19 protein-coding genes are annotated in these 24,444 nt (G+C 67.1%); 10 read left to right on the top strand and 9 right to left on the bottom strand.

Going from position 1 to position 24,444, the window contains the following annotated elements:
* The first annotated feature begins 106 nt into the window (after positions 1 to 106).
* The gene (locus ACZ418_RS03880; protein WP_468356446.1) at positions 107 to 1,171 is read left to right on the top strand and encodes an amidinotransferase; all 1,065 of its coding nucleotides are present in this window, start codon (positions 107 to 109) and stop codon (positions 1,169 to 1,171) included.
* Positions 1,172 to 1,252: 81 nt separating this feature from the next.
* Here ACZ418_RS03880 and ACZ418_RS03875 read toward each other — a convergent pair whose 3' ends face one another.
* On the bottom strand, positions 1,253 to 2,830 hold the full coding sequence (locus ACZ418_RS03875) for a B12-binding domain-containing radical SAM protein (RefSeq protein ID WP_468356443.1): 1,578 nt from the start codon (positions 2,828 to 2,830) through the stop codon (positions 1,253 to 1,255).
* A 166-nt stretch (positions 2,831 to 2,996) separates the two neighbouring features.
* A complete protein-coding gene (locus tag ACZ418_RS03870) occupies positions 2,997 to 4,385 on the bottom strand; it encodes a JmjC domain-containing protein (protein ID WP_468356440.1) in 1,389 nt (462 codons plus the stop codon).
* A 23-nt stretch (positions 4,386 to 4,408) separates the two neighbouring features.
* On the opposite strand from ACZ418_RS03870, the gene aepX reads away from it, so the two are divergent.
* Genes aepX through ACZ418_RS03855 form a run of 3 tightly spaced genes read left to right on the top strand, consistent with a single transcriptional unit; the run spans position 4,409 to position 8,344 of the window.
* Positions 4,409 to 6,094, top strand: coding sequence for a phosphoenolpyruvate mutase (gene aepX / locus ACZ418_RS03865; protein ID WP_468356437.1), 1,686 nt, complete (start codon positions 4,409 to 4,411; stop codon positions 6,092 to 6,094).
* A 10-nt stretch (positions 6,095 to 6,104) separates the two neighbouring features.
* A complete protein-coding gene (aepY, locus tag ACZ418_RS03860) occupies positions 6,105 to 7,259 on the top strand; it encodes a phosphonopyruvate decarboxylase (RefSeq protein ID WP_468356434.1) in 1,155 nt (384 codons plus the stop codon).
* Complete coding sequence (locus ACZ418_RS03855) at positions 7,256 to 8,344, top strand: 2-aminoethylphosphonate aminotransferase (RefSeq protein ID WP_468356431.1); 1,089 nt, start codon at positions 7,256 to 7,258, stop codon at positions 8,342 to 8,344. Before aepY ends, ACZ418_RS03855 begins: the two co-directional genes overlap by 4 nt.
* Positions 8,345 to 8,386: 42 nt before the next feature.
* Here ACZ418_RS03855 and ACZ418_RS03850 read toward each other — a convergent pair whose 3' ends face one another.
* Complete coding sequence (locus tag ACZ418_RS03850; protein ID WP_468356428.1) at positions 8,387 to 9,655, bottom strand: MFS transporter; 1,269 nt, start codon at positions 9,653 to 9,655, stop codon at positions 8,387 to 8,389.
* A 106-nt stretch (positions 9,656 to 9,761) separates the two neighbouring features.
* Between ACZ418_RS03850 and ACZ418_RS03845 the strand changes: the two genes are divergently transcribed.
* The 6 genes from ACZ418_RS03845 (at position 9,762) to ACZ418_RS03820 (ending at position 16,261) form a co-directional block, all read left to right on the top strand.
* Positions 9,762 to 10,913, top strand: a complete 1,152-nt coding sequence (locus tag ACZ418_RS03845; protein WP_468356425.1) for an acyl-CoA dehydrogenase family protein — start codon at positions 9,762 to 9,764, stop codon at positions 10,911 to 10,913.
* An 83-nt stretch (positions 10,914 to 10,996) separates the two neighbouring features.
* Positions 10,997 to 12,568 carry an amino acid adenylation domain-containing protein gene (locus ACZ418_RS03840; RefSeq protein ID WP_468356422.1) on the top strand — a complete coding sequence of 524 codons (1,572 nt, stop codon included), beginning with the start codon at positions 10,997 to 10,999 and terminating at the stop codon, positions 12,566 to 12,568.
* On the top strand, positions 12,565 to 13,320 hold the full coding sequence (locus ACZ418_RS03835; RefSeq protein ID WP_468356419.1) for a thioesterase II family protein: 756 nt from the start codon (positions 12,565 to 12,567) through the stop codon (positions 13,318 to 13,320). Before ACZ418_RS03840 ends, ACZ418_RS03835 begins: the two co-directional genes overlap by 4 nt.
* Entirely contained in the window at positions 13,317 to 14,603 is a 1,287-nt protein-coding gene (locus ACZ418_RS03830; protein WP_468356416.1) for an aminotransferase class I/II-fold pyridoxal phosphate-dependent enzyme, read from the top strand. Before ACZ418_RS03835 ends, ACZ418_RS03830 begins: the two co-directional genes overlap by 4 nt.
* 51 nt (positions 14,604 to 14,654) lie before the next feature.
* Entirely contained in the window at positions 14,655 to 14,942 is a 288-nt protein-coding gene (locus tag ACZ418_RS03825; RefSeq protein WP_468356413.1) for a phosphopantetheine-binding protein, read from the top strand.
* Positions 14,939 to 16,261, top strand: a complete 1,323-nt coding sequence (locus ACZ418_RS03820; protein WP_468356410.1) for a condensation domain-containing protein — start codon at positions 14,939 to 14,941, stop codon at positions 16,259 to 16,261. Before ACZ418_RS03825 ends, ACZ418_RS03820 begins: the two co-directional genes overlap by 4 nt.
* Positions 16,262 to 16,285: 24 nt before the next feature.
* Here ACZ418_RS03820 and ACZ418_RS03815 read toward each other — a convergent pair whose 3' ends face one another.
* The 6 genes from ACZ418_RS03815 to ACZ418_RS03790 form a co-directional block, all read right to left on the bottom strand.
* Complete coding sequence (locus tag ACZ418_RS03815) at positions 16,286 to 17,101, bottom strand: alkaline phosphatase family protein (RefSeq protein ID WP_468356407.1); 816 nt, start codon at positions 17,099 to 17,101, stop codon at positions 16,286 to 16,288.
* Between the two features lie 22 nt (positions 17,102 to 17,123).
* On the bottom strand, positions 17,124 to 18,422 hold the full coding sequence (locus ACZ418_RS03810) for a condensation domain-containing protein (RefSeq protein WP_468356404.1): 1,299 nt from the start codon (positions 18,420 to 18,422) through the stop codon (positions 17,124 to 17,126).
* Positions 18,419 to 20,860 (bottom strand): beta-ketoacyl synthase N-terminal-like domain-containing protein, encoded by a 2,442-nt coding sequence (locus tag ACZ418_RS03805; RefSeq protein ID WP_468356401.1) that lies wholly within the window; start codon positions 20,858 to 20,860, stop codon positions 18,419 to 18,421. The genes ACZ418_RS03810 and ACZ418_RS03805 overlap by 4 nt, the downstream gene beginning before the upstream one ends.
* Before the next feature lie 69 nt (positions 20,861 to 20,929).
* Complete coding sequence (locus ACZ418_RS03800) at positions 20,930 to 22,900, bottom strand: amino acid adenylation domain-containing protein (RefSeq protein WP_468356398.1); 1,971 nt, start codon at positions 22,898 to 22,900, stop codon at positions 20,930 to 20,932.
* A gap of 86 nt (positions 22,901 to 22,986) precedes the next feature.
* The gene (locus ACZ418_RS03795) at positions 22,987 to 23,250 is read right to left on the bottom strand and encodes an acyl carrier protein (protein WP_468356395.1); all 264 of its coding nucleotides are present in this window, start codon (positions 23,248 to 23,250) and stop codon (positions 22,987 to 22,989) included.
* A gap of 146 nt (positions 23,251 to 23,396) precedes the next feature.
* The gene (locus ACZ418_RS03790) at positions 23,397 to 24,410 is read right to left on the bottom strand and encodes a ParB/RepB/Spo0J family partition protein (protein ID WP_468356393.1); all 1,014 of its coding nucleotides are present in this window, start codon (positions 24,408 to 24,410) and stop codon (positions 23,397 to 23,399) included.
* Positions 24,411 to 24,444: the final 34 nt, after the last annotated feature.

Here is a 24,444-nt window from a genome sequence, read left to right as displayed (position 1 = left end):
AAGACGAGGACGAAACTTGAACATCGCGGATTCACGCGCAGACGAGGTAACAGTCACTTCCGCAGTCAGTTCCCACAACGAGTGGGACCCTCTCGAGGAAGTAATCGTGGGCACCATCGAGGGGGTGACGATTCCACCCCTGACGCACGAGATGAAGGTCATGGTGCGCCGTGACTACTGGGACTTCTACCGGGAGCACGCCGGAGAGCCTTACCCCGAGCATTTGGTGCAAGGCGCTTCGAAGGCCCTCGACAACCTCCAGAAGGTCCTGGAGGACGAAGGAGTCAAGGTCACCCGGCCCGAGCCCGTCGATTACGCCACCAAGAAGTTCCGCACGCCGTACTTCGAGTCGACCGGCTTCTTCAACGCCGACGTCCGCGACGTGCTCCTGGTCGTGGGGGACGAGATCATCGAGGCGCCGATGGCACTGCCTCCGCGCTACTTCGAGCACCTCAAGTACCATTCGCTGATACAGCAGTACTTCGAGCGCGGGGCCCGGTGGACTGCGGCCCCGAAGTGCTCGATGGGCCGGCACATGTACGACTACGACTACCCGGACGAACACCTCGCGTTCTTCCGCGGCGACCCCAACATCCCGGACAACGTGGGCCCGCTGGTCGGCCAGTACATGACCAACGAGGCGGAACCCTGTTTCGACGCCGCGGACTTCGTACGCTTCGGCCGCGACATCATCGTGCAACGCAGCCAGGTCACCAACGAGCTCGGCATCCGGTGGCTGGAGCGGCACCTCGGCAGCGAGTACCGGATCCACCGGGCACGCTTCCGCTCCTCGGGTCCGGTCCACATCGACACGACCTGGGTGCCGCTCGGTGAAGGCCGGGTGCTCACCTGCCCGGCGCGGCCGTGTCTGTCGCCAGAACTCCTCGACATGTTCAAGCGCGCCGGCTGGGAGATCATCGAGGCTCCGGAAGGGGTGGCGCCCGCGGAGTTCCAGCTCTCCAGCCGGTGGCTGTCGATGAACCTCCTGGTCCTCGACGAGGAACGGGTCGTCGTCGACAAGCACGAGGAACCGACCATCAAGATGCTCAAGAACCTCGGCATGAAGCCGGTTCTCGTGGACTTCAAGGATCACTACGTCTTCGGCGGCGGTCTGCACTGCGCCACCCTCGACGTCCGTCGGCGCGGTGTCCTCAAGAGCTACTTCGACTAGACGCAGGAAGTCCCGGCATGACGAGAGGGCGTCCGCCTCGGCGGACGCCCTCTCGTCATGGCAGCCGGAACCGCCGCGCCGTCAGCCGGCGGCCGCCGCGCCTACGTCACCGGGACGGTACTCGCGCACCAGCTCGTCGTAGGCCGCGTTGCCCTCGGGGGTGTCCGGCTCCGCCAGCCGGACCCGGTCCCAGTCGGACTCCGGCACGGTCTGATAAAGGCCGTAGCACTTGGCGATCCCGATCACTTCACTTCGCCTGAGCTGCGGCTGGTCGAGGATGCTCACCTCGTTGTCCGTGATGTCGCAGAACGTGTCGGGGTCGAGGTAACCGTTCTGCTCCGCGATCTTCCGCAGCTCGGTGCCGTGCAGGGGCGAAAAGATGAAGCAGCCCGCGGTATCGATGTCGTCCGGCAGCCGACGGGTGAACTCCACCGTCTCGAAGACCAGTTCACGGGTCTCCTCGGGCATGCCGATGATGCAGTTGCCGGTGGTCGAGAAGCTGCGGCCCGAGCAGATCTCGAAGGCTCGGCGCAACTGGTCGTTCGTCTGGAACCGCTTGAGCATCTTCCGCCGGTACTCGGCGTTCCCGTGCTCGATGCCGATGCTGGTGCGCAGCATGTTCATCCGCTCGAGACCGTCGGCCGCGTGCTCCGTCATGGTCTCGGACCGGGTATTCATCCAGAACGGGATGCGATAGTCCTCGTAGCGCTCGACCAGTTCGTCGAATTCTCGCGTCGGAAGTGCCAGGAAGGTGTCGGCGAGCCAGTAGACGAGTTCGATGCCGTGGATCCTGTGCTGGTGTTCCAGTTCCGCCATGGTGCGGTCGAGCGACTTGCGCCGGTAGAATTTGCTGCCTTGTTCGGCGGAAGCAATGCGGTTCTGCCCGGGGGAGTTGCAGTAGGTGCACTGGAACGGGCACCCGCGCTGGCTCTCGATGCCGATGGTCCGCCAAAGCCGGCCTTCCATCGGCCGGTATATCGCTTGTTCCTCGAACAGGCTGTAATCGGCGAACGGCAGGCGGTCGAGGTCTACCCGGGGGCCCAGCGGATTGCGGTACAGCTGGCCGTCCTCCCGGACCCAGAGGTTGGGGATGTCGGTCAGCGACCGGCCGTCGCACATCCGCTCGCACAGCTCGATCAGCGCGATCTCGCCCTCACCGCGGCACACGAAGTCGCCCACGTTGTCACGGAGGATGAAATCGGGTGCGAAGGTCGCGAAGGGGCCACCCCAGATGGTGGGGATCTTGCGGTCCTTCTCGGGAAGCGCCTGGATCATGGCACGGCCGATGGAGTAGGTGTTCTCCACCACGGAGACGGCGATCAGGTCCGGCTGGTACTCCGCCACCTTGGCCCGGAAGTCGTCCAGCATTCTGGTCCGCCGGAAATGCACGTCACGTTCGAGCCAGTCGAACTGCTTCACGAAGGTCCGGTAGTGGACGTAGTTCGAGTTCAGATCCTCCGCGTAGAAGGTGCTGTCGAAGAGATCGACCTGGAAGCCTCGTTCGCGCAGCAGTGCGGTGAAGAGCCCCATAGAATAAGGCATCATCGCCGCTTGCTGAATGTTCGGATAAACCAGCAGGACCCGGAAATCCGATGGTTTCTTCCGCGCATGCCGCTTCGCGCCTCGAGTTTGCACTATGACTTCGACTTTCTGAGCCATCCACGCTCCCACCGATGTCGGCAATACCGCGACAATAAGACCTGCACGCTGACATATACGCTTCAACCAGGTCAACCACAGAAGATCGGCTCGCGGAAGCCACCCGGGTGTGCAACCTCGGAATTTCCGCGGTTGCACACCCGGTCAGTGGTCACGCCGACAGAACCTACCGGCTCGGGCTGCCCCACCGTCGCCGCAGCAGGCCGGCCTCGACGCACTGCTGAAGCAGGTTCCACACGGCCCGGGGGCTCAACTGCCCTTCGGCAGCGGCAAGTGCCTCGGCAAAGCCGAACCAGTCCGGGGCGTCTGCGAGCATCCAGCCGCAGAGTCCGGCGGTCGCGGCGGGCAGTTCGACATCGATGCCCTGCCCGCCGTAGTCGACCACGACGGGCGGTTCGGCGATCAGCAGCCGGGCCGCCGCATCGGGTTCGACCTGGAAGGCCGCCTGGTGGTGGGAGGCGAGATTGCCCAGCAGGTCCTCCTCGAGCAGTTTCTGGGGATCGTCCAGAGCCTCCCTGGCACGCTCGGCCGCCCAGGCCATCCCCTCCCGTGCTTCGGCCGACGGGCCGGCCGGTCCGAAGGCGTCGAAGGGGGTGGTCCGCATGCGCGGATCGCACGTGAGCCGTCGCTCCAGGGCGGCCAGCACGACATGCGACCACGTGGGCAGTGAGAAGTGGTAGCCGAGGGACAGTGAGGCTTCGTCATCGGCCAGCGTCGTGTGATAGATGCCGCGGGGCATGATCAGCGCCGAGCCGCGCCGCATCTCGATCACCTCCAGATCGGTCACCAGTTCCGACTGTGTGCCCATGCGTGGCAGGGAGGGCGGGAAGTCCAGCCGCGCTGCGAGCTCCTCGTTGTAGAGGGGGTATTCGAGGAACGGATGCCGGCCCACGCGCCAGCGCTTGTGTCCGCGCACGTGCACCACGACGCTGTCGAATCGGTCGTAGTGCAGGCCCAGTCCGGAGCCGACTCCCGCAGGTGTGTACACCATGCTCAGCACGAACGGCCGTGTGCTGCTCCAGGGGTCCAACAGCCCCCGCGTCGCCACTGGTTGATGCGGCAGGCCGAGCGACTCCAGGATGTCGGCACCGCGTTGGCGTGCCTCGGGCAGGTGCTCCAGCATCCGCCAGCAGACGATGGTGTGGCCGGAGTGGTAGAGGGGCACCGCGTCGCTGATCGATGTCGGTGGAAAGGTGTGCAGGTCCTGCACGTTCTCCGTCGCGCCCGCGGTTCCCTCGGCGCGGTTCTTGTCGAGGAAGCCGTACACCGACACCTTCATGTCAGGGGCGAAGTCGGCCAGTGCCTCGGGCGTGGGAAAGCGCTCGGCTATGCGCTCTTCGAGGTCTTTCGGATCACCGTGCTCGACGAGGTGGCGGCCTTCGGCCCAGTGCGTCCGCGGCGCGTTACGCTCACTCGCGCGCGGAAACAACTGCCGCAACGCGTCGACTGTGGATGCATCGGCGGTCATTCCGGTCTCTCCCATCTCGGTGGACTTTCTGTTCGTATCCTCATACAGCCAACTAGCGTTGCCGAAGTATTGGCCACTCTGTAACATCAGGTGATCAACTGGGAGGTGGAGTGTCCTCGCTGCATTTTCCGGCGAAGCATGTCGTCAACGGGCCCGGAGTCGGCCCCGACAACCCGGTGAGCAAAACCGCTCAACTGCGGCACATGCTGCGCTCCAACGAACTTGAGTTCATTCTCGAAGCACACAACGGCATCAGCGCGGTCATCGCGGAAGAGGCCGGATTCAAGGGCATCTGGGCCTCCGGACTCGCATTGTCCGCACAGTTCGGGGTGCGTGACAACAACGAGACGAGTTGGACCCAAGTCGTCGACATGGTGGAATTCATGTCCGACGCGACCTCGGTACCGATTCTCCTCGACGGCGATACCGGGTACGGCAACTTCAACAACGTCCGGCGACTGGTGCGTAAACTTGAGCAGCGCGGCGTCGCCGGCGTCTGCATCGAGGACAAGTCGTTCCCGAAGACCAATAGTTTCATCAACGGCGAGCGGCAGCCGCTCGCGGACATCAATGAGTTTTGCGGCAAGATCGCCGCGGCGAAGGACTCGCAGCTCGACGACGATTTCTGCGTCGTCGCGCGCGTCGAGGCGTATATCGCGGGGCGGGACACCCGTGAGGCGATCACTCGCGCCGAGGCGTACCGCAAGGCCGGTGCCGACGCCATCCTCATTCACAGCGCCCTGTCCAAGCCCGACCAGGTCCTTGAGTTCGCGAAGGAATGGGGCGGGCGTGCCCCGCTCGTGATCGTGCCGACCAAGTACTACAGCACCCCGACGCACATCTTCCGCGATGCCGGGGTCAGCTTGGTGATCTGGGCGAACCACCTCATACGCAGCGCTGTCGACGCGATGCAGGGTACCGCCCGGCAAATCTTCGAGGACCAGTCGTTGGTGGAGGTCGAGGATCGGGTCGCGAGCATCAAGGAGATCTTCCGTCTCCAGTGCGCGGAGGAACTGGCCGCCGCGGAGCACCGCTACGCGAAGGGCACACGGCCGAACACCGCAGCCGTCGTGCTCGCCGCGAGCCGCGGCGACGAACTGACTCATCTCACCCATGACCGCCCCAAGACCATGCTCTCGGTCAATGGGAAGCCGCTGCTCGCACGCCTCGTCGAACTGTGCCGGAAACAGGGGATCGACGGCATCTCGGTGGTGGCGGGTTACCGGGCCGACAGCGTCGACATCAAGGACATCGAGCTGGTCCTGAACGACGGCCACGCCACGAGCGGTGAACTCGCCTCGCTCGCCTGCGCGCGGCACGCCTTCCGCGACGACACGGTGATCCTCTACGGCGATCTGCTCTTCCGCTCCTACATCCTGCGCGAACTGATGGAGTCGGACAGCGAGTTGACGGTGGTCATCGATTCACAGGAGAGTGACACGGGCCTCGCGCGCGACGACGCGTACTGCTCCTCCCCCGACAACCGTTCGCTCTGGGGGCAGCACGTCCTGCTGAGGCGCATCGCCGGCGCCGAATGCCGCAACGGCGCGCGGCCCGACGGCCGTTGGATCGGCATGGTGCGGGCCCAGGGCGACGGCCGCGCCTGGATCGAGCAGGGTCTCGACACGCTCGGCATGCGCCCCGACTTCGACCGGCTCACGCTGGGCGACCTCCTCAACCACATCGTCGCCGAGGGACACCCGGTGCGCGTCATGTACATCCACGGGCACTGGCTCGATGTGAACTCACTCGCCGATCTGGAGCAGGCGGGCCGGTTCACCGCCGGCCAGTCGTGAAGGAGCGCTCATGATCCAGGCTCGCGACTTCGTCCACGACGCCCTCGGCCGGGGCTACGACTGGTACGCCGGGGTGCCCTGCTCGTTCCTGACCCCGTTCATCAACTACGTCATCGGCGACGACGTCATCGGCTACGTGTCGGCGGCGAACGAGGGAGATGCGGTCGCCATCGCCGCCGGCACCTGGATCGGTGGGCATCGCGGCGTCGCGATGATGCAGAACTCCGGCCTCGGCAACGCCCTCAATCCGCTGACCTCGCTCCTGCACACCTTCCGCATCCCGGTGCTCCTGATCTGCACGCATCGCGGCGCGCCGGGAGTCGACGACGAGCCGCAGCACGACCTGATGGGACGCGTCACCGGCCCGTTGCTGGACACGGTGCACGTTCCCTGGACGCGATTTCCCAGCGATCCGGCGGCGATTTCCGCGGTACTGGACGAGGCCGATCACCGGGCCGCGGAGCGGCAGGCGTGCGCTCTGGTCCTGGAGAAGGGCAGCTGCGCACCGCATCCGCCGGCACCGGCAGCGACCGCTCCCCCGCCGACGCCCGTGCTCATCGAAGGCCGCGGCCATGTGCTGACCGCGGCGGAGCGCGGCTCACGGCAGGCGGCGCTGGAGGCGATCGTCGCCACCAGCGACGAGGCCCGCACCGTCGTCGTGGCCACTACCGGCTACACCGGCCGTGAACTGTACGCGATCGCGGACCGGCCGAACCACCTGTACATGGTCGGCTCCATGGGGTGCGCCTCGTCACTGGGGCTCGGCCTGGCGCTGGCCCGGCCGGACCTGCGCGTGGTCGTGGCCGACGGCGACGGAGCCGCTCTGATGCGCATGGGAAATCTCGCGACGATCGGTGCGTACCGGCCGAAGAACCTGCAGCATGTGGTGCTCGACAACGAAGCGCACGACTCGACGGGCGCGCAGGCGACCGTCAGTTCGCGGATCGATCTCGCCGGCGTCGCCGCGGCCTGCGGCTATCGCCGGGTGCTGCGCACGGACTCGGCCACGGAGTTGCGGACGTTCCTGCGCTCTCCGGGCCAGGACGGTCCGTACTTCGCGCATATGAAGATCCGTACCGGCACCCGTGGCACACTCCCCCGGCCGGCGCTCCGGCCGCCCGACGTACTCGACCGACTGATGGACCGCATCGGACGTGCCCAGTGAAGACGATACTGCTCAATCCCGGCCCGGTGACGCTCTCGCGGCGCGTACGCGAAGCGATGTCCCGGCCCGATCTGTGTCATCGCGAGCCCGAGTTCGGCGCGCTCCAGGACGGCCTGCGCCGCAAGCTGCTCGATGTCTACGCCCTCGACCCGACGGACTGGGCGGCGGTGCTGCTCACCGGCTCCGGCACGGCCGCGGTCGAGGCCATGCTCACCAGCCTGGTACCGGCGGACGGCAGCGTGCTGATCGTCGAGAACGGCGTGTACGGCGAGCGCATGTCGCAAATCGTCCGCGCCCACGGCATCGCCCATGAGCGGATCACGGGCCCGTGGTCCGACGCCATCGATCTGTCCGCCGTGGAACGAGCGCTCGGCGACGGCGCCTTCACCCACGTCGCCGTGGTCCATCACGAGACCACGACCGGGCGGCTCAATGACATCGCCCGGCTGTCGAAGCTCGCGGCGGCTCACGGTGCGCGGCTGCTGCTCGACGGTGTCAGCAGCTTCGGTGCCGAGACGCTGGACTTCGACGGCTGGCATCTCGACGGCTGCGCGGCCACAGCGAACAAGTGCCTGCACGGTGTACCCGGCAGCGCCTTCGTCCTGGTCCGTCGCGCGGCGCGGGCCACCGCACCGAGCCGCACGGTCTATCTGGATCTGCACGCCTACCTCGCTCAGCAGGACCGGCGGGCCACGCCCTTCACCCAGTCGGTGCAGACGCTCTACGCGCTCGATGAAGCGCTGGACGAGTTCTTCGAGGAAGGCGGCCGGAGCGGCCGGCAGGCGTTGTTCCGGTACCGCATGACGCGCATCCGTGAGGTCCTGCTGGCCCTCGGCGTCGAACCGCTGCTACCGGACGCCGAGTGCTCCTGTGTGCTGCAGTCCTTCAGACTGCCGCCGGGACACGACTACGAAGTGGTGCACGACCGGCTCAAGCAGGACGGCTTCATCGTCTACGCCGGCCAGGGCGGGCTGTCGGGACGTGTCTTCCGGATCTCCGCGATGGGCGACATCACCGAGGAGGACCTGACGCGCCTGCTCGACGCGTTCTCCACCCTCTTCCCGGCCGTCCGCCGTCGGGGCTGAGGTACCGGGCCGACGGCACACGGAGGTGTGCCGTCTCCCTCCTCACGTGGGAACGCCGTCCTCGACCGGTACCGGGCGCGTGCGGCGGGCCCAGTGAGCGGCGGCCGACAGGCCGAGCGCGAGGCCCGCGTACAGGACGCCGAGCAGAATCCACCCGAGCCGGCCAAGTCCGAGAATCATGACGGTGACCAGGATCGGCCCGAGCGAGTCGTAGATGCGCGTACCCATCGCGAACGCTCCAAGGTACTCGCCCTGGCGGTCCTCAGGGGCGAGTTCATAGGACAACCCCCAGCCACCCGCCGACTGGAGCATCTCCGCCAGACTGAGCAACACGCATCCGATGCCGAGGACGACGACCGCGCCGAGCGCGGGCAACGCGCCGGTACTCGCGAGCACCAGGCAGGCGACCAACAGCAGCGCACCCGACTTCAGCACTCCCCGAGCGGCTCCCCGCACCGTGTCCGTGCCACGGCTCGCGCGCACCTGAAGCGTCACCACGAGGAAGGTGTTGACCAGGAACGTGCCGGCGACGGTCCAGGTCGGTGCGTGCGTGTGGCGCACGATCCACAACGGCAGCCCCACGGTGAGGATGGCTGCGTAGGTCATCAGCAGCCCGTTCAACACGCAGACGGTGAGGTACCGCAGGTCGCGCAGCACCGATCGCGGGCGGGCGGCCTGCGACCGCGGGGACGATGCCGACCGGGCCGCCGGCGCTGCAGGCATCGTCAGCAGGATCACGGCCGCGATGGCGAACGACACGGCGTCGGCCAGGATCAGCGAGACGTACGCGGCGCGGGTGCCCACGCCCAGCGCTATCCCGGCGGCCAGGGCACCGACGGCGATGCCACCGTTGACGACGGCCTGGTTGTAGGCCCGGGCGCGAACTCGCTGCTCCTGCCCCGCGATGCGGGACAGGTAGGCACCCCGGATCGGCGATCCTCCCACTTCCGCGAGCGCGGCGATGACAGCGAGCGTCACGAACTCCGGGAAGGTGCGCACGAACGGGTAGGCCGCGAACACGACCGCCTGGACGGCCGTGAGAAGCACCCAGATGCGCCGGTACCCGAAGCGGTCGCCCAGCGAGCCGAGCGGTACCGCGGCGATCATCGCCGCCAGGCCCGCCAGCGACAGTCCCGAGGCCACCGCACTCGCCCCGAGCCCGACGATGCGCGTGAAGAACAGCACGCTGACCGTCAGAAACATGCCGGTCCCCGTCGCATCGACGAGAGAAACGAGTGCGTACCTGCGTAAAGGCCCGGCGGGTGGAAGTATGGCACGGAGCCATTTCGCGGCAATCACAGAATCAGGCATTGAATTATCGTACCAGCCTGCCCATTCTGCTATCCCGGCCGATTACGATGAGGCCATCATTTCAGACACTTGACAATTATGTCGAGCGGAAGTCACCGTAGTCGCCATGGTCGCCTTCACCGCTGAGCACAACGCGTTTCGTCAGCTGGTCCGGGACTTTGCCGAGAAGGAAATCGGGCCGCACGGGGATGAATGGGAAGCGAATGGGATATTCCCCGCGCACGAGCTGTTCTCCAAGATGGGCCGGCTCGGTCTGCTCGGCGTGGAGTATGACGAGCAGTACGGCGGCCAGGGCGCGGACCACCTCTACACAGTGATCCTGCACGAGGAACTCGGCCGCGTCGCCCCCGGTGGCGTGGCCTTGGGAATCGGCGTCCAGACGGACATGGCGACCCCGGCGCTGCACCATTTCGGCAGCGCGGAACTCAAGCGGAAGTACCTCGTCCCGGCAACCACGGGCGAGGCGGTCTGCTCGGTCGCGGTGACCGAGCCCGATGCCGGCTCCGACGTGGCCGCCCTGCGCACCCGCGCGACGCGCGACGCCGACGACTGGGTGATCAACGGCTCGAAGCTGTACATCACCAACGGCACGCAGGCCGACTGGATCTGTCTGCTCGCCCGCACGTCGGACGAGCCCGGCTACGGCAGCTTCTCGCAGATCGTCGTCCCGACGGACACACCCGGCTTCAAGGTCCACCGCAAGCTCGACAAGCTCGGCATGCGCTCTTCCGACACCGCCGAGCTGACCTTCACCGACGTGCGGGTTCCGGTCAGCAACACGATCGGCGAGATAGGCCTCGGCTTCTACCAGCAGATGAGCCAGTTCCAGAACGAGCGCCTGGTCTGCTGTTACGCCGCGGTCGGCGGCATGGAGACGGCCCTGACCCGGACCGTGAACTATCTGAAGACCCGCCAGGCCTTCGGCGAGCCCCTGATCGACAAGCAGTACATCAGCTTCACGCTGGCCGAGCTGAGTGCGCGGCTGGACATGCTGCGGCACTACACCTACGCGGCCGCGGAGGCGTGCATCCGCGGCGAGGACGCGAGCCGGTTCGCGACCATCGGGAAACTGGAGGCAGGCCGCCTGGCCCGCGAGATCTCGGCGGTCTGTCTGCAGTTCCACGGCGGCATCGGCTACATGGAGGAGTCGTGGACCGCCCGGTACTTCCGGGACAGCCCCGCATGGTCGATCGGCGGCGGCGCCGACGAGGTCATGCTGTACGCCCTGTCCCACCTGGACGGCTACCACGCGAATTAGCGCTGCCGTCCGCATTTCATTCCCTTCCCAGTACAGATGTGGGCTGTGCCAGGAGTCATTTTCGCAGCGGGAGAAACGCCACAGTGAGCCTCACATGCGAACCAACCATTCACGGCGCATTCGCCGCCCACGCCAGGCGGCGGCCCCAGGCGACCGCCATCATCTCCGCGGGGCGACGCATCAGCTATGCGGCCCTGGACGCCGCCGCGGACACCTACGCGGCGGAACTGGCCGAGCGCGGAGTCGGTCCCGGCACCGTCATTCCACTGCTTCTCCCGCGGTCCGCCCAGCTCATCGCGGTGCAGTTGGGAATTCTCCGGTGCGGGGCGGCCTACGCCGGACTCGACCTGCGCTGGCCGGCCGAACGAACAGCGGCGGTCATCGACCTGCTCTCCGCGCCGCTGATCATCACCGCCGACGGGTCCGCGCATGATCTGGGGCCACAGCCCATCCTTCCGGTGCCCTCCGAAGACGTCGCCGACGTGGCCGCGAGGTCCCGCGGCTTCCGGGCCCGCACGCTCGACGGGGCGTCCCCGGCGACTCTCTTCTTCACGTCCGGGACGACAGGCCGACCCAAGATCGTGGTCACCCCGCACCGCGCGGTCACCCGGATGTTCCGGCCCGGCGGACTCGCCGGATTCGGTCCCGGTCACGCCACGCCACAGGCCGCACCGCTGCCCTGGGACATGTACGCGTTCGAGGTGTGGGGCCAACTCGTCAGCGGTGGCACGACGGTGCCGGTGGCGGAGGACCACCTCATGCCGCGGACGCTGCGCGAACTCGTCCGGGACGCCGGGGTGGACACCCTGTGGCTCACCACATCGCTGTTCAACCTCTTCGTCGATGAGGACATCGACTGCTTCAGCGGCCTGCGCCAGGTGCTGACCGGCGGGGAGAAGCTCTCCCCCGCACACGTCCGCGCGTTCCTCGGGCGGCATCCGGGCATTCCGTTGCGCAACGGCTACGGGCCTGCGGAGAACTGCATGCTGACCACCACTCATCTGTTGCGTCCCGAGGACTGTGACCTGCCCGGGGGCGTACCGGTCGGCACCCCGGTACCGGGTACCAGGGTGCTGGTCCTCGCCCCGGACGACCGGCCGTGCCCGCAAGGCGAGCCGGGTGAGATATGCGTCGCGGGCGAGGGCCTCGCGTGCGGTTACGCCGGCGACCCGGAACTCACCGCCGCCAAGTTCCCGACCGTCGAAGTGGAGGGCGAGCCGGTTCGCCTCTACCGGACCGGTGACCTCGGTGTCACCGACGCATCGGGGGTGCTGCATTTCCTCGGACGAGCGGACCGGCAGGTGAAGATCAGCGGGCACCGGGTGGAACTGGAGGAGATCGAGGTCGCGGTGCGCCGCGTGCCCGGTGTCCGCGCCTGCGTCGCGGTTCCCGTGGCCGGCACGCATGGCGAGGTGGGACGGATCTCGCTGTTCTACACGGACGACTCAGCCGTGCCACCCGACGCTGACGACCCCCTGGCCGTCCGTGAGCGACTGCTGCGCCAACTGCCCGGTTACATGGTGCCGGGGACCGTGCAGCGCGTCGACCGGTTCCCCGTCACCGCGAACGGAAAGATCGACTCCGCCGCACTGCTCCGGCTCACGAGGCCGGTCCGGCGGGCGTCCCGGCTCGCGTCGGAAGGCGGTCGTCCATGACCAGCCGACCTGTGAGAAGTTGCTGGCTGCCCTTCGGCACCGCGCCGGACGCCGCGGTCCGGCTGCTCTGCCTGCCGCATGCGGGTGCGGGTGCCGCCGTCTACCGTTCTTGGGGCGCCGGGGCTCTCAGCGGAGTAGCGGTGTGCCCGGTGCAGCCCCCCGGCCGGGAGAAGCGGCGCCGCGAACCCGCCCTGGCCTCCGCGACAGAACTGGCGCGCCTGCTCGCCCCCGAGATCATCGCGGATGTGCGGCCGCCGTACGCGTTCCTCGGTCACAGTACGGGCGCCCTGGTCGCCTTCGAACTGTGCCGGCAGATCCGCCGGCTCGGCGGCACCGCGCCGGTTCACCTCTTCGTCTCCGGCCGCCCCGCACCTCAACTTCCGATGCGCCGTACCCGGATCAGCGGTCTTTCGGTCACCGAACTGGCCGAGGTCCTGCGCCGTCTCGGGGGCACTCCGCGGGAAGTCCTGGAGAACGAGGCCCTCCTGGCCTCGATCCAGCCCCTTCTCGTGGCCGATTTCAAGGTCAACGAGGAGTACACCTACCAGCCGGAGGACCCTCTCGGCATTCCCCTCACCGTCTTCGCGGCCACCCAGGACGCCGGGACGAGCCTCGACGAGGCAGCGGCGTGGGAGGCACAGACGGACGGCGAGTTCCGAATGCTCACGCTGGACGGCGGCCACTTCGCGGTGTTCGACAAGGCCCCCGAGATCCACGGACACATCGCCACGTCCCTGCGGACGCCGTCATGACGCGCACGGCGCACGGAACCTCACCGCGGCTGTCCCATGTCGGCGACCAGATGTCGCGCATGTCGGGGCTCCGCGCGCTGATGGAGGACATCGCAGCCTCGACCGCGGGCGACCGGGCCGGCGAGTGGCTCAACCTCGGCATCGGCAATCCGGCGGTCCTTCCCGCCGTGGCCGGGATGTGGCGCCAACTCACCCGGCACGCACACGAGGAGAGCTTCGCCGACGCGGGCCAGTACGGACCGTCCCGGGGAGCGCCGGCCCTGGTCCGTGCCATCGCCGACTACTTCCGCAGTCGTCTCGGGTGGAGGATAGGGAGCGAGAACATCGTCGTCAGCCCCGGCAGCCAGATGCTCTGCTTCGTCGCGGCCGCGGTGTATGCAGGCCCCGGCAGCACGGGAACGCGCAGCGTTCTCCTGCCGATGACACCGGATTACACCGGTTACCAGGGACTGTGCATGGTGCCCGGCGGGGTCGCCGGAACACGGTCCCTCCCCGTGCCGGAAGAAGGCCGGCTCTTCAGGTACGTCCTCGACCTGGACGCGGTCGCCCGTCAGCCGGATCCCGGCATGCTGCTGCTGTCCAGCCCAGGCAACCCGACAGGCCGCGCCCTGAGCCCGGCGGAGCAGGACGGCCTCATCAACGTCGCCGAACGACTCGACGTGCCCTTGTTCATCGACCATGCCTACGGCCACCCCTTCCCGCAGATCGGTCCGACTCAGGCCCCTCCTGTGCTCCATCCGAACGTCGTCAACTGCTTCAGCATGTCCAAACTGGGTCTACCGGGCGAGCGCATCGGTTTTGCCATCGGCCCCGAGCGTTTCATCACCCCGATCGTCTCCTGCTTGTCCAACTCGGTCCTGCACGCGCCCAGGCTGGCCCAGGCCGCGGTCGCGGCCGGCCTGCGTTCGGGCGCGATCGACGACGCGGTCTCGACGGCGGTCAGGCCGTTCTACCTCGAACGCCGACTGCTCGTGGAAAAGCTCCTGAGCAGCGCCATGCCGCCGGGCGTCGACTGGCGGTTGCACGCGAACGAGGGCGGCATGTTCGCCTGGGTATGGGTCGACGAAGACTGGTTCGATGATCTCGCGCTCTACGACAGGCTCAAGGAGCAGCACGTCTTCATCGCTCCGGGCCGGAGCTTCTTCACCGGCAGCCCGCGTCAGGCCGAGCACGGCACCCAGTGCTTCCGTATCACGCTCTCCGTGGACGAGGACGTACTGAAGGAAGGCATCAGGCGCATCGGCCGCGTCATCGGCCAGGCCGCCCCGCAGCACAGCCCCTGAGAAGACCCTTGAGAAGACCGAAGACTCGGATGAGAGGGAGGAATCGTCGCGTTGACCGAGAGCCGCGAAGACCACGTGGGCGCCGAGTTCGAGCCGCCGCAGGGGCCGCTCGAAAACACGGTGGCCCGCATTCAGGCCGAGGTCCTCGGCGTCGACCGGATAGGCCGGTCCGACAGTTTCTACGACTTCGGTGGCACGTCCCTCCAGGCCATCCGGATCTGCACGAGGATCGAGCGGGAGACCGGCCGGCAGGCTCAGCCTGAATGGCTGTTCGAGTTCGATGTTCTATCGGAATTCGTCAGCCTCCTGTCGGCACCGGGCGGGGAGGCAGCGCCGTGAGCCGTGACCGTTGCCGCGACGACCATCCTCTGTCGTTCGTGCAAGAGGCGCTCTGGCTCTCGGAGCAGTTCGCCGTCGGGACGCCCCCCTACGTCGAAAGCTGGGCGCAACGGCTCAGAGGCACCCTGGACGCCGATGCGCTGATCCGGGCGCTGAAGCGGATCAGGGACCGCCATCCTGCACTGCGGTCGCAGTTCGTCCTGGAGCACAACCGCCTTGTCCAGCGCGTGCGGCACGATGCCGAGCTCGTCGTGGAGCGGGTGGATGCGCAGGGCGAGGATTCCGACGACGCGCTGCGAAGGGCGGCGCAGCGGCCGATCGACATCCGGGAGACCACCCTCCGGGTGGTCTTGCTGAAGCTGGCGCACGACGATCACGTTCTTCTCGTGCAGTGCCACCACATCGTCGTCGACGATCACTCGTTCGACCTGCTGTCCGCGGAGATCGAGGCACTGTACACGGCGGCCGTCGGCGGACAGGCCGTCGAACCGCCCGCCCCCGGGATCACCGTCGGCCGGTACGCGGCGGATCAACGGGCCCGCGGGATACCTGAGTCGTCCTTGGCGTACTGGACCCGTTACCTCGACGACGCCGAACCCCTGCCCGCGTTACCGCCGGCCGGGCGAGCGCTCCGGTCCCGGCGCGACAATCGGTGCGGCCGGGTCACCGAAGTGGTGGACGCGGATGTCGCCCGCCGGGTCCGGAAACGCGCCCGGGCGATGCGAACGACGCCCACCGTCATCATGCTCACCTCGCTCGGCATGACGCTGGCCGCCTCGGCGGGCGTCGAGGACATCGTCATTGGCCACCCGGTGTCACAGCGGGGTCCGGCCGGCCTCGACCGGGTGTTCGGCTGCTTCACCGACACCATGCCGCTGCGGCTGCGCGCGCTGCCCGAGTCGACGTTCAGCGAGCTGTGCGGCTCCGTGAAACGAGACGTGATCTCCGCGCTGCGCCACCGCGACGTTCCGTGGGCCCACGTCGCGAGACAGCTGCCGCGCACACCGGGCATGCTGCCCGGTGAAGGACTCATCAGGGTGGTGATGGTGGTCGAGGAGCCCACACCGCTGACGCTTCCCGGCCTCGTGTGCGAGCGCGTCCATGTCGTGCCGGCGGGGGTGAAGTTCGACTGGTTCGTCGACGTGGTGGCAGAAGCGGGCGGCTACACCTGCCATGTCGACTACGCTGCGGACTGCTTCAGCTCCGACGAGGCCACACGGGCGCTGCGGCAGTGGACGCACACCCTCGCGGAGGTGTCGGACGATCCGGACCTCACCGTCGCGGCCCTCGGCCGGACCTTCGCCGCCGAACCCGCGTGATCCGGACCAAGCGCGGGCCGGAGGTCATTCGCCGCCGCCTCCCGCATGTTGCAGCGCGGTCCCGGCCAGGCCGAAGCCCCTGTGGGGAGTCCTGCCGAGAGCCGCGAACACCGTCGGAAAGACATCGGCGTGGCTGGCCGGTCCCCGCGTGATGCCGGGCCCCGCCGCGGCCAGCCACGCGGTGCTCTCAGCCTTCGAGCGGCCACCGTGTCCGCCCTCGTCCCGATGGCCATGGTCAGTGACGACGATGACCGTCCACTCCTCGCCGCTGCGTTCCCCTATCGCCGCTGTGATATCGCCGATCCGGGCGTCCGCTCTCTCGATGGCCTCGCGGTATTCAGGTCCGATGCCATGGCGGTGGGCCACCGAGTCGGGCTCGCCGAAGCAGACGAAAGCGGCATCGACCTTGTCGTTCCGCAGAACGCCGACGGCGTCGCGCGCGACGGATTCGTCGGCTTCCTGGTATCCGAGCGTGTCGCCGTTCATCATCATGAGCCGGGAGGCGGGCCGGAATATTCTCGTGGCCAGCGGCTGCCAGGCGGCGGCCACATAGGTGCGCACGCTTTTGTCCATCCACGTGAGTGCGTACAGAAAGTCGGGGAAAGAGGCCAGCCGATTGCCGGCAAGGCTGTTGTCGTACACCCCGTGGAAGGCCGGCCAAACGCCTGTCGCGACGGTCGCCCAGAGTGGCCCGGAATTCACCGGCGCCTGATCACTCACGCTGAATTCACTCAGGAACCCGGCTCTCACGACAGTGTCGATATGAGGGGTGCTGGCCTCCTGCAGCACGTCATAGCGCACACCATCCACGCCGATCACGATCACTTTGCGATCCGGCATACGGGCCACCTCCGGTTGATCTTCATCGAATATTTCCCATGTCAAAGCACGTGCCGGGACTCCGCAAGATGCTGACGATCTGTTCAGTCATCTCAACAGGAACCCCCTGGTCGACGACCGAAGGCTGGTACATGACGTTCGCGACATAGCCGGGCTTCTGGTTCACCCACATGACTTTCAACTTGCGGTAATAAGGGTCGGAGGCGAATACCGGTATTTCCTCCACCCGCACTCCCGGAAGTGTCAGGTCCTCGTTCCCGTTACTGTCGACGCCCATGTCGACCTTGACGAACTCCGGCCCTCCGAGCGCCTCGAGTACCGGGTCCATGCTTGCGTCCCGATGGCGGTCCGCGGCGCGCCAGTCCTGGCGGACGGCGACGACGAGGTCGTCGAAGGACCGGACGCCGAGTGAATTGAGCCGGGTGATCCGGATGTCCGAGAAGAAGCCGACCGCGTGCTGGACGGCCGGGGTGTTCCTGTTGGCGATCTGTGTCCCGAGCAGCACGTCACGCTGCCGCGTGACGCGGGAGACCGCGACGCCGGTCGCGCAGAGGAGCACGGTGAACGGCGACACCCTCAGGGCACGGGCGAGTTCCAGCGTCTGGGCCGAGCAGTCCGCGGGCAGGACCATCTCATGATTTCTTCTGGCCGACTGCGAGGACGTCGCCTGGGCAGGTGACGGGGCGGGCCAGCGGACGGTGCCGGTGTACCCGGAGACGATCGAGGCCCAGAAAGGCACGGCACGGTGCCGCACCTCACGCCAGGAATTCCTCTGCAGCTCGGCGAACTCGCCGTAGCTCATCCCGAGCGGTGGAAGCACGGCCGGCCGACCGGCCAGCCGAGCGGCATACAGTTCGGCGAGATCCCGGACGATTATCACGTACGACAGACCGTCATAGACCAGGTGGCTGATGGTGATCGAAAGAAACACACACCCGGCGATGTCGTGCAACTCGGCCCGAAAGAGCGGCCTGCCGTCCAGGATGTCATCCATGCTGTGACGTCGCTGCAGGAGCACGTGCGCCAGCGAGTCGATGTCGTCGGCCTGAGAGGCGCTCTCGCGGAAAGGGTCCTGTGGTTCCGCGTGGACCCGCTGTACATGGCCCAGTCCACGGCTGGCTATGGTCGTTCGGAGAGCCGCATGGCGCCTGACGAGATCATCGAACGCGAGGGAAAGACACGCCGTGTCGATTTCTCCCTCGAGCCGGTAGAGCCGCACCTCGTTGCAGCAGGCCGCACAGTACGGAATGCGCTGGTAACGCTCCAGCTCCACCTCTTGCTGAAACGACAGTGGATGGTATTCGACACCCCGCAGATTCACCGCTGTCCCCCCGGGCCGGGCGGGTCTTCCGACGCGTCACGAGGCAGCAAGTCCCTTACGCGGGCGACAAGCTCTCCAGGGGTCGGTTCGGAGAACACGGTATCGAGCTCCAGCCGGACGCCAAGGCGTTCCTCGATCTGCGAGACGACGACCAGCGCGGAGAGCGAATCACCGCCGGCATCGTAGAAGTCGGTGTCGGCCGAGTCCGGCGCCTCACCGAGAGCCGTCTCCCAGGCGGCCATGACCTGCGCCGCGATCATGTCGTCGGAGGCCTTCGCTCCGCTCCCGGCCTGCGCGTCGGTCACGCCCGGATCAGTGAGGGACGCACGTGCTGTCGGCTCCCCGTAGTGGGGATCCCAGTAACGCCGCGTCTTGAACCGATAACCCGGCAGCGGCACTCGTCCGAATCCGCCGCCGCTGAACAAGGGGCCGAACCTCACGTCCACACCCGCTTGCCAGATCGCGGCGAGCGCGGCCACCACGGTGCCGGTCGCGTCACCGTGGCGGGACACCTCGTGGCCGTCGATCCGGACCGGTCCGGCGTCCGTCATCGAGACCCAGATGCCGCCTCCTGGTTCGCCCGCTCCCACCCGCTCACTGTCCCAACTGCCCTCGGCGGCGCGGCTGAGCGCCTGTGAGACCGCGATCTCTCCGGTGAACGCCGCTGCCGCGGTGGTGCCGAGTCCGGATGCCACGATGCGCGTCGGCTCGATGCCATGCGCCGCCCACATGCGGGCGAGGGCGTACTCGAACGCGCACTGGGCAACGGCACGATCACGCTCGTCCCACTGTTCCGCGGACAGGGCGGGCACCGCGTCTTCGCATCGACCCCATGCGTCGTGGAAATCGGGGTGCCAGTGGGCGAGTTCTCGCACCAGCTCCGGCGTTGCCCCGACGTCGGCCGGGAAGCTGAAGGTGATCTCATCGACGGCACGACGGTGCGTCGGCTCGGCGGTGCGGAGCAACCGCGCCGCCTCGTCCACGTCGCGTCCGGTCACTGCACAGCGGTGGTCGAACGCCTCGCGTCCCTCAGCGAGGGTGAACGCCGCGTCCGGCAAGTCGATGCCGCAGGGCAGCGCCTCGGCCAGATCCCGCAGGTGCAGCCGGAGCGATTCGGGGTTCTTGGCGCTGACCAGCAACGGCCAGTACCCGTGGCGCGGCGGCGGAGCGGGGCGTTCGGGTGCCTCTTCCAGCACCAGGTGAACGTTCGTGCCACCCACGCCGAAGGCACTGACACCCGCACGCCGTGGCCGATCATCCGGCCACGGCTCGCATGCGGTGGGGATGCGGAAGGCGCTCTCTTCGATACCCAGAGCCGGATTGGGCGTCTCCACGTGGGCGCTGGGGAAAATGACGCCCTCTTCCAGGCTGAGTACGGTCTTGATCAACCCGACGACCCCTGCTGCCGCGTCCAGATGCCCGATGCTGCTCTTCACCGCGCCCAGGGCACACGAGCCGCGTGGTGTCTGCCTGTCGAACACCTCCCTCAGGGCGGCCACCTCCACCACATCCCCGAGGGCCGTCCCGGTGCCGTGGGCCTCGACGTACCCGATGTCGCTCGGCCTCACGTCCGCGATGGTGTGCGCCATCGTGATGGCGCCGACCTGACCCGAGACGCTGGGCGCGGTGTAGCCGACCTTGTCGTTCCCGTCGTTGTTCAGGCCGTAGCCGGAGATGACGGCCCGAATCACGTCTCCGTCATGGATCGCGTCGGACAGCCGTTTGAGCACCACCACCCCGGCGCCGTCGCCGGGTACGGTGCCCGCCGCCTTCGAGTCGAACGTCCGGCAGAACCCGTCCGGTGACAGGATCGAACCTTCCTGGAAGACATAGCCCTCCTCCGGGAAATCGATCGCTGTCCCCCCGGCCAGCGCGATGTCGCACTGGCCCATCAGCAAGGCCTGCGCCGCCTGCGTGACGGCGACCAGAGAGCTGGAACAGGCGGTCGACACGGTCATGCTCGGCCCGCGCAGGTTCAGCTTGAACGACACGCGCGTACTGAGATGATCACCGGTTCCGTTGATCACGTGCTTCAAGTCGTTCGAGGTCACCGGGGCATACGAATTCTTGCTGCACGCACCGAATACGCCGGCGCGCGATCGGAGCCGTGGTGCCGCATAGCCCGCGTCCTCCAGCGCGTGCCAGGCCGTCATGAGGAACAGGCGGTGCTGCGGGTCCATGGCCGTCGCATCCGACGTGGAGAAGCCGAAGAACTCGTTGTCGAACATGTCCGACTCACGGATCATGCCGCGCGCGGGGACGTAACGCGGATCATCAAGTCGCCGAGCCGAAACTCCCCGGGCAAGCAACTCTTCGCGCGACAGGCGCGTGACAGAGTCGGTTCCTTTTTTCAGATTCTGCGCAAAGCACCGATAGTCCTCCGCACCGGGAACGCGGCACGCCAATCCAATGACTGCTATTTTGCGAGACTCGGGCATATCGTCACAACCTCCATCTGTTCGCGCCGGGCCTGCTTTCCGGATGCATGAGCGGTAAACGCTTTTTGATCAGACCTGACCCTGCTTCGCGAACGAACCGGCAGGCATGGCGATGGCCGCGAGTCGGCGTCGGTCGATTTTGCCATTTGCCGTGAGAGGCAGCCGATCCACAACGGCCCAGAGCGGGGGAACCATATATGAGGGCAGTTGGTCCCGCACCCGGTCTCTCAATTCGGCAGGTGTCACCGTCGTCCCCGGCGCCAGCCGTACTGCGGCAATGAGCCTTTTGTCGGCGCTGTCGCCGTCCGTGACCGTCACGACCGACTCCTCGACTTCCGGCTGAGCGGTCAGAAACTCACTGATCGCCCCCGGCTCGATACGGAAGCCGCGAACCTTGACCTGGTCGTCCACCCTGCCCAGAAAGCGGAGCCGGCCGGCCCCGTCGATACGCACCAGGTCACCTGTGCGGTACAGCCTTTCGCCCACGTCAGGCGAAAAGTAGCCAAACGATCGATCGGTTTCCGCCTTGTCGTTGAGGTAGCCTGCCGCAAGTCCTTCCCCGGCGGCATACAGTTCTCCGACAGCCCCGGGCATCAGCAGCCTCGCACGATCATCCAGAACGTATATCCGAGTTCCGGGAACGGGTAGGCCGATAGGGATCGGCCCGTCGATGTCTGCAGGGTCATGAAGCGAATGGACCGTCGTGAAGGTCGTGTTCTCGGTCGGACCGTATCCGTTCGTGATCACAAGGCCTGGGTTCTCCGTCAGAGCACGTTTGATGTGCTCATGAGGCACTACGTCTCCACCCGTCAGGAGCTGTCGCAAGCCGCCCAATGATGTCGCCGCGAAATCCTGCACGAGCCTGAAGAGGCCCGCCGTGAGCCAGGCCACGGTGATCCGGCGTTCCTCGAGGAAAGCGCCTATCTCGCCGGGGGTGAGCAGGTCCGGTGGACAGACTTCAAGCGTCGCTCCCGTCAACAGACTGCCCCAGATCTCGACGGTGGAGGCATCAAAGGCGAGTGACGACAGACGCAGACAGCGCTCCCCCGGGCCCAGCGCCAGATAGTCGGCGCCGTGCACCAACCGGATCACCGCACGGTGCGGAATCGCCACACCTTTCGGCTCCCCCGTCGAGCCCGAGGTGAAGGCGATGTACGCCAGTCGGTCGGGGTCGGGCCGGACGGGCGTCATGCCCGCCCCGTCAGCCTCCCAGCCCCGGCGCCATGAACTGACCGGAGGAACGCCGTGCGAGGCGAGCCGACCGGCCCCGTCGCCGGTCACGATCGCGGCGGCGGGGGCTGCTTTGGCGATGATTGTCCCGATGTGAGAAGGGGGTTGCGTGAGATCGACTCCGATATAGGTGGCTCCCGCCCAGAGGGTGCCCAGCACCGCCACTGTCTCCGCCACCGAGCGCTGAACGGCGATCAGCACGGTGTCGCCCTCGTGGACGCCGGCGGTACGCAGCAGGCGCGCCTGCTCGGCCGCGGCGGCGGCCAGCTCGGAGTACGTCAGCGTCGATTCCGCGTCGCGCACGGCCGGCACAGCGGGCCATCGCTCCGCCGCCATCCGGAAGAGTTCATCCACAGATGAACGCGGGAAGACGCGAGGCGTGTCATTGACCGCTTCGAGAATCTTCTGCGCCTGGGCAGATATACACCGGACATCCGCCAGCATCATGCCCGCAGATTCCTCGGCCGTCGCCTTCGCAAGCTGTTCCACCGCAGCCGAATAATTCGCGACAAATCTCTCCGCCTCGTCCCTGTTCCACAGGTCCGTCGCGTAATCGAGATGCCCCTCGAACGATCGGCCGGCCCCGGTCGGTTGCAGAGAAATGACGCACTGCGTCGCAGGTTCGGCATCATAGAAGATCCGAACGAGCGGATCACGTGGAAAATCCTCCGTGCCCAGGCTCCGTCTCAGCGATTCGTCAACGCTGCGCACGAACGCTTGTGGCGCGAGGTCGTCGTCGATATCGATACGGATCGAAACCGGGTCTTCGGGAGTGGCGACGCCGACCAGCAAAGTGCTCGCACCGGTCAATCGGCTCAGCGTGAGGCCGAATGCAGCGAGAAGGACAGGGAGTTCGGTGTCGGCAGGCAGCCTGGCGGGGAGCCGACCACTGCGCATTACGGGCGCTCTCCCCCGTGACCCTCGCCCATCATTTGTCCGAGCAACTCAGCCTGGTTTCGAACGGTGGGAGCCCGGAGGACGTCAATGGCCCTGATCGTGAGTCCAGAGGATTGCGTCAGCTTACCGATGAGAGAGATGAGCATAAAAGAATCCCCGCCGGCGTCAAAAAAACCGGTGTCGTCGTTGAAATTTTCGTAGCCCAGCGTATCCCGCCAAGCGGAACGGACGACACCGATGAGATCAGCCTTGCAGTTTTCCATGATCTACGCCTCTCCAATTTTTCCGGAAGCCGTAGTATCGCGCTCAAGTCGGGGTTTGTCTAAAGTCCAGCCTGCGCCATTGGCGCAACATCAGCCGACCGGTTGACTGATGCCCGCGCCAGAATTCAGGCGCGGGCATCGCTGCCTCAGCCGGCTCGGTGACGGAGGCTTGTCGCCGCGGCCCCGAACGCTTCGGAGTCACCCCCGTAGTCCTCCAAGAGGTGCTGCCACGAAGTCAGATACTGCTGGATCAGCCAGGCAACCACGTCGGCGCAGTGCGGCGGGATCGCGGACATCATCTCGGGCCACTTGCGCAGCGCCGTCTCGTGGGCCCAGAGCCAGCGCAGCAACTCGCGCCCCCGGTCCGTCGAGCGCACGGCCGGATCGCGGGCCAGCCGGTCGAGGTACCTGCGGACGTCGGCTCCCGAAGAAGCGGCGGGCGGTGCACCGCGTCGCGTCGGGCCCGCGCTCCCGCACTCCCCCGGGGCCGCCGGCCGTCCCCTGCCCTCCTGCTGGGCACTTCCCTTCCGCCTGCCCGGCGGCGCCGCCTCAAGGCCCTGGTCGAGACGCTGGCGTACGTCTCGCGCAGTCCCCAACGAGATCCCGGCCTCCCGGGCCACCTCGCGCAGCGTCGCCTCGGGGCGCTCGGCGATCACCTCGGCCGCACGCAGCCGCCCCTCGGACGCGGCGAGCGGGCGGGCTCTCCCGTCCGCTCCCCTCCGGACGTTCAACTGCGGAATATCCGGGCTTGAACGCCGGATCGCCGCCACCGTCTTGTCGGACAGTCCGGCGCACCGGGCGATCTCCCGGTTCGACAGGTCCGGGTGGCTCCGGATGATGCGCCGGGCCGCAGATTTCCGATCGGCCATGGCCAGCGGAAGGCCGTGCGCGGTGTTCGCCTCCACCGCGCGCAGAAAGGCTTCCGCCTCGGAACCGTCGAAGAACTCCACTTCTATCTTCGGCTTGCCATTGAGCTTGGCCGCACGTAAACGGTGCATCCCGTCGATTACTCGCATAGTCTGCCGGTGCACTAAAATCGGAGGCGTTTCCGTCTCCGCGAGTACACGAACATGATCGAGGTCTTCCCCGTCCAGTCGCGGAGAGTCCGCATCCTTCAGTTCGTCGATCCGGACGAACTGGCGTATCGGACGTTGCTCCACAATTGCTCCCTCTTCTATACAATTTCGGTGCTTG

This window comes from Streptomyces sp. NPDC030820, from assembly GCF_055572075.1.
This window is presented reverse-complemented; position numbering and strand designations above follow the sequence as displayed.

What these genes read in the sequence shown, in the direction of transcription:
- ACZ418_RS03875 (WP_468356443.1), bottom strand. Translation starts at nt 2,830, where the DNA reads ATGGCTCAGAAAGTCGAAGTCATAGTGCAAACTCGAGGCGCGAAGCGG.
- ACZ418_RS03870 (WP_468356440.1), bottom strand. Translation starts at nt 4,385, where the DNA reads ATGTTACAGAGTGGCCAATACTTCGGCAACGCTAGTTGGCTGTATGAG.
- aepY (WP_468356434.1), top strand. Translation starts at nt 6,105, where the DNA reads ATGATCCAGGCTCGCGACTTCGTCCACGACGCCCTCGGCCGGGGCTAC.
- ACZ418_RS03850 (WP_468356428.1), bottom strand. Translation starts at nt 9,655, where the DNA reads ATGCCTGATTCTGTGATTGCCGCGAAATGGCTCCGTGCCATACTTCCA.
- ACZ418_RS03845 (WP_468356425.1), top strand. Translation starts at nt 9,762, where the DNA reads ATGGTCGCCTTCACCGCTGAGCACAACGCGTTTCGTCAGCTGGTCCGG.
- ACZ418_RS03835 (WP_468356419.1), top strand. Translation starts at nt 12,565, where the DNA reads ATGACCAGCCGACCTGTGAGAAGTTGCTGGCTGCCCTTCGGCACCGCG.
- ACZ418_RS03830 (WP_468356416.1), top strand. Translation starts at nt 13,317, where the DNA reads ATGACGCGCACGGCGCACGGAACCTCACCGCGGCTGTCCCATGTCGGC.
- ACZ418_RS03815 (WP_468356407.1), bottom strand. Translation starts at nt 17,101, where the DNA reads ATGCCGGATCGCAAAGTGATCGTGATCGGCGTGGATGGTGTGCGCTAT.
- ACZ418_RS03805 (WP_468356401.1), bottom strand. Translation starts at nt 20,860, where the DNA reads ATGCCCGAGTCTCGCAAAATAGCAGTCATTGGATTGGCGTGCCGCGTT.
- ACZ418_RS03795 (WP_468356395.1), bottom strand. Translation starts at nt 23,250, where the DNA reads ATGGAAAACTGCAAGGCTGATCTCATCGGTGTCGTCCGTTCCGCTTGG.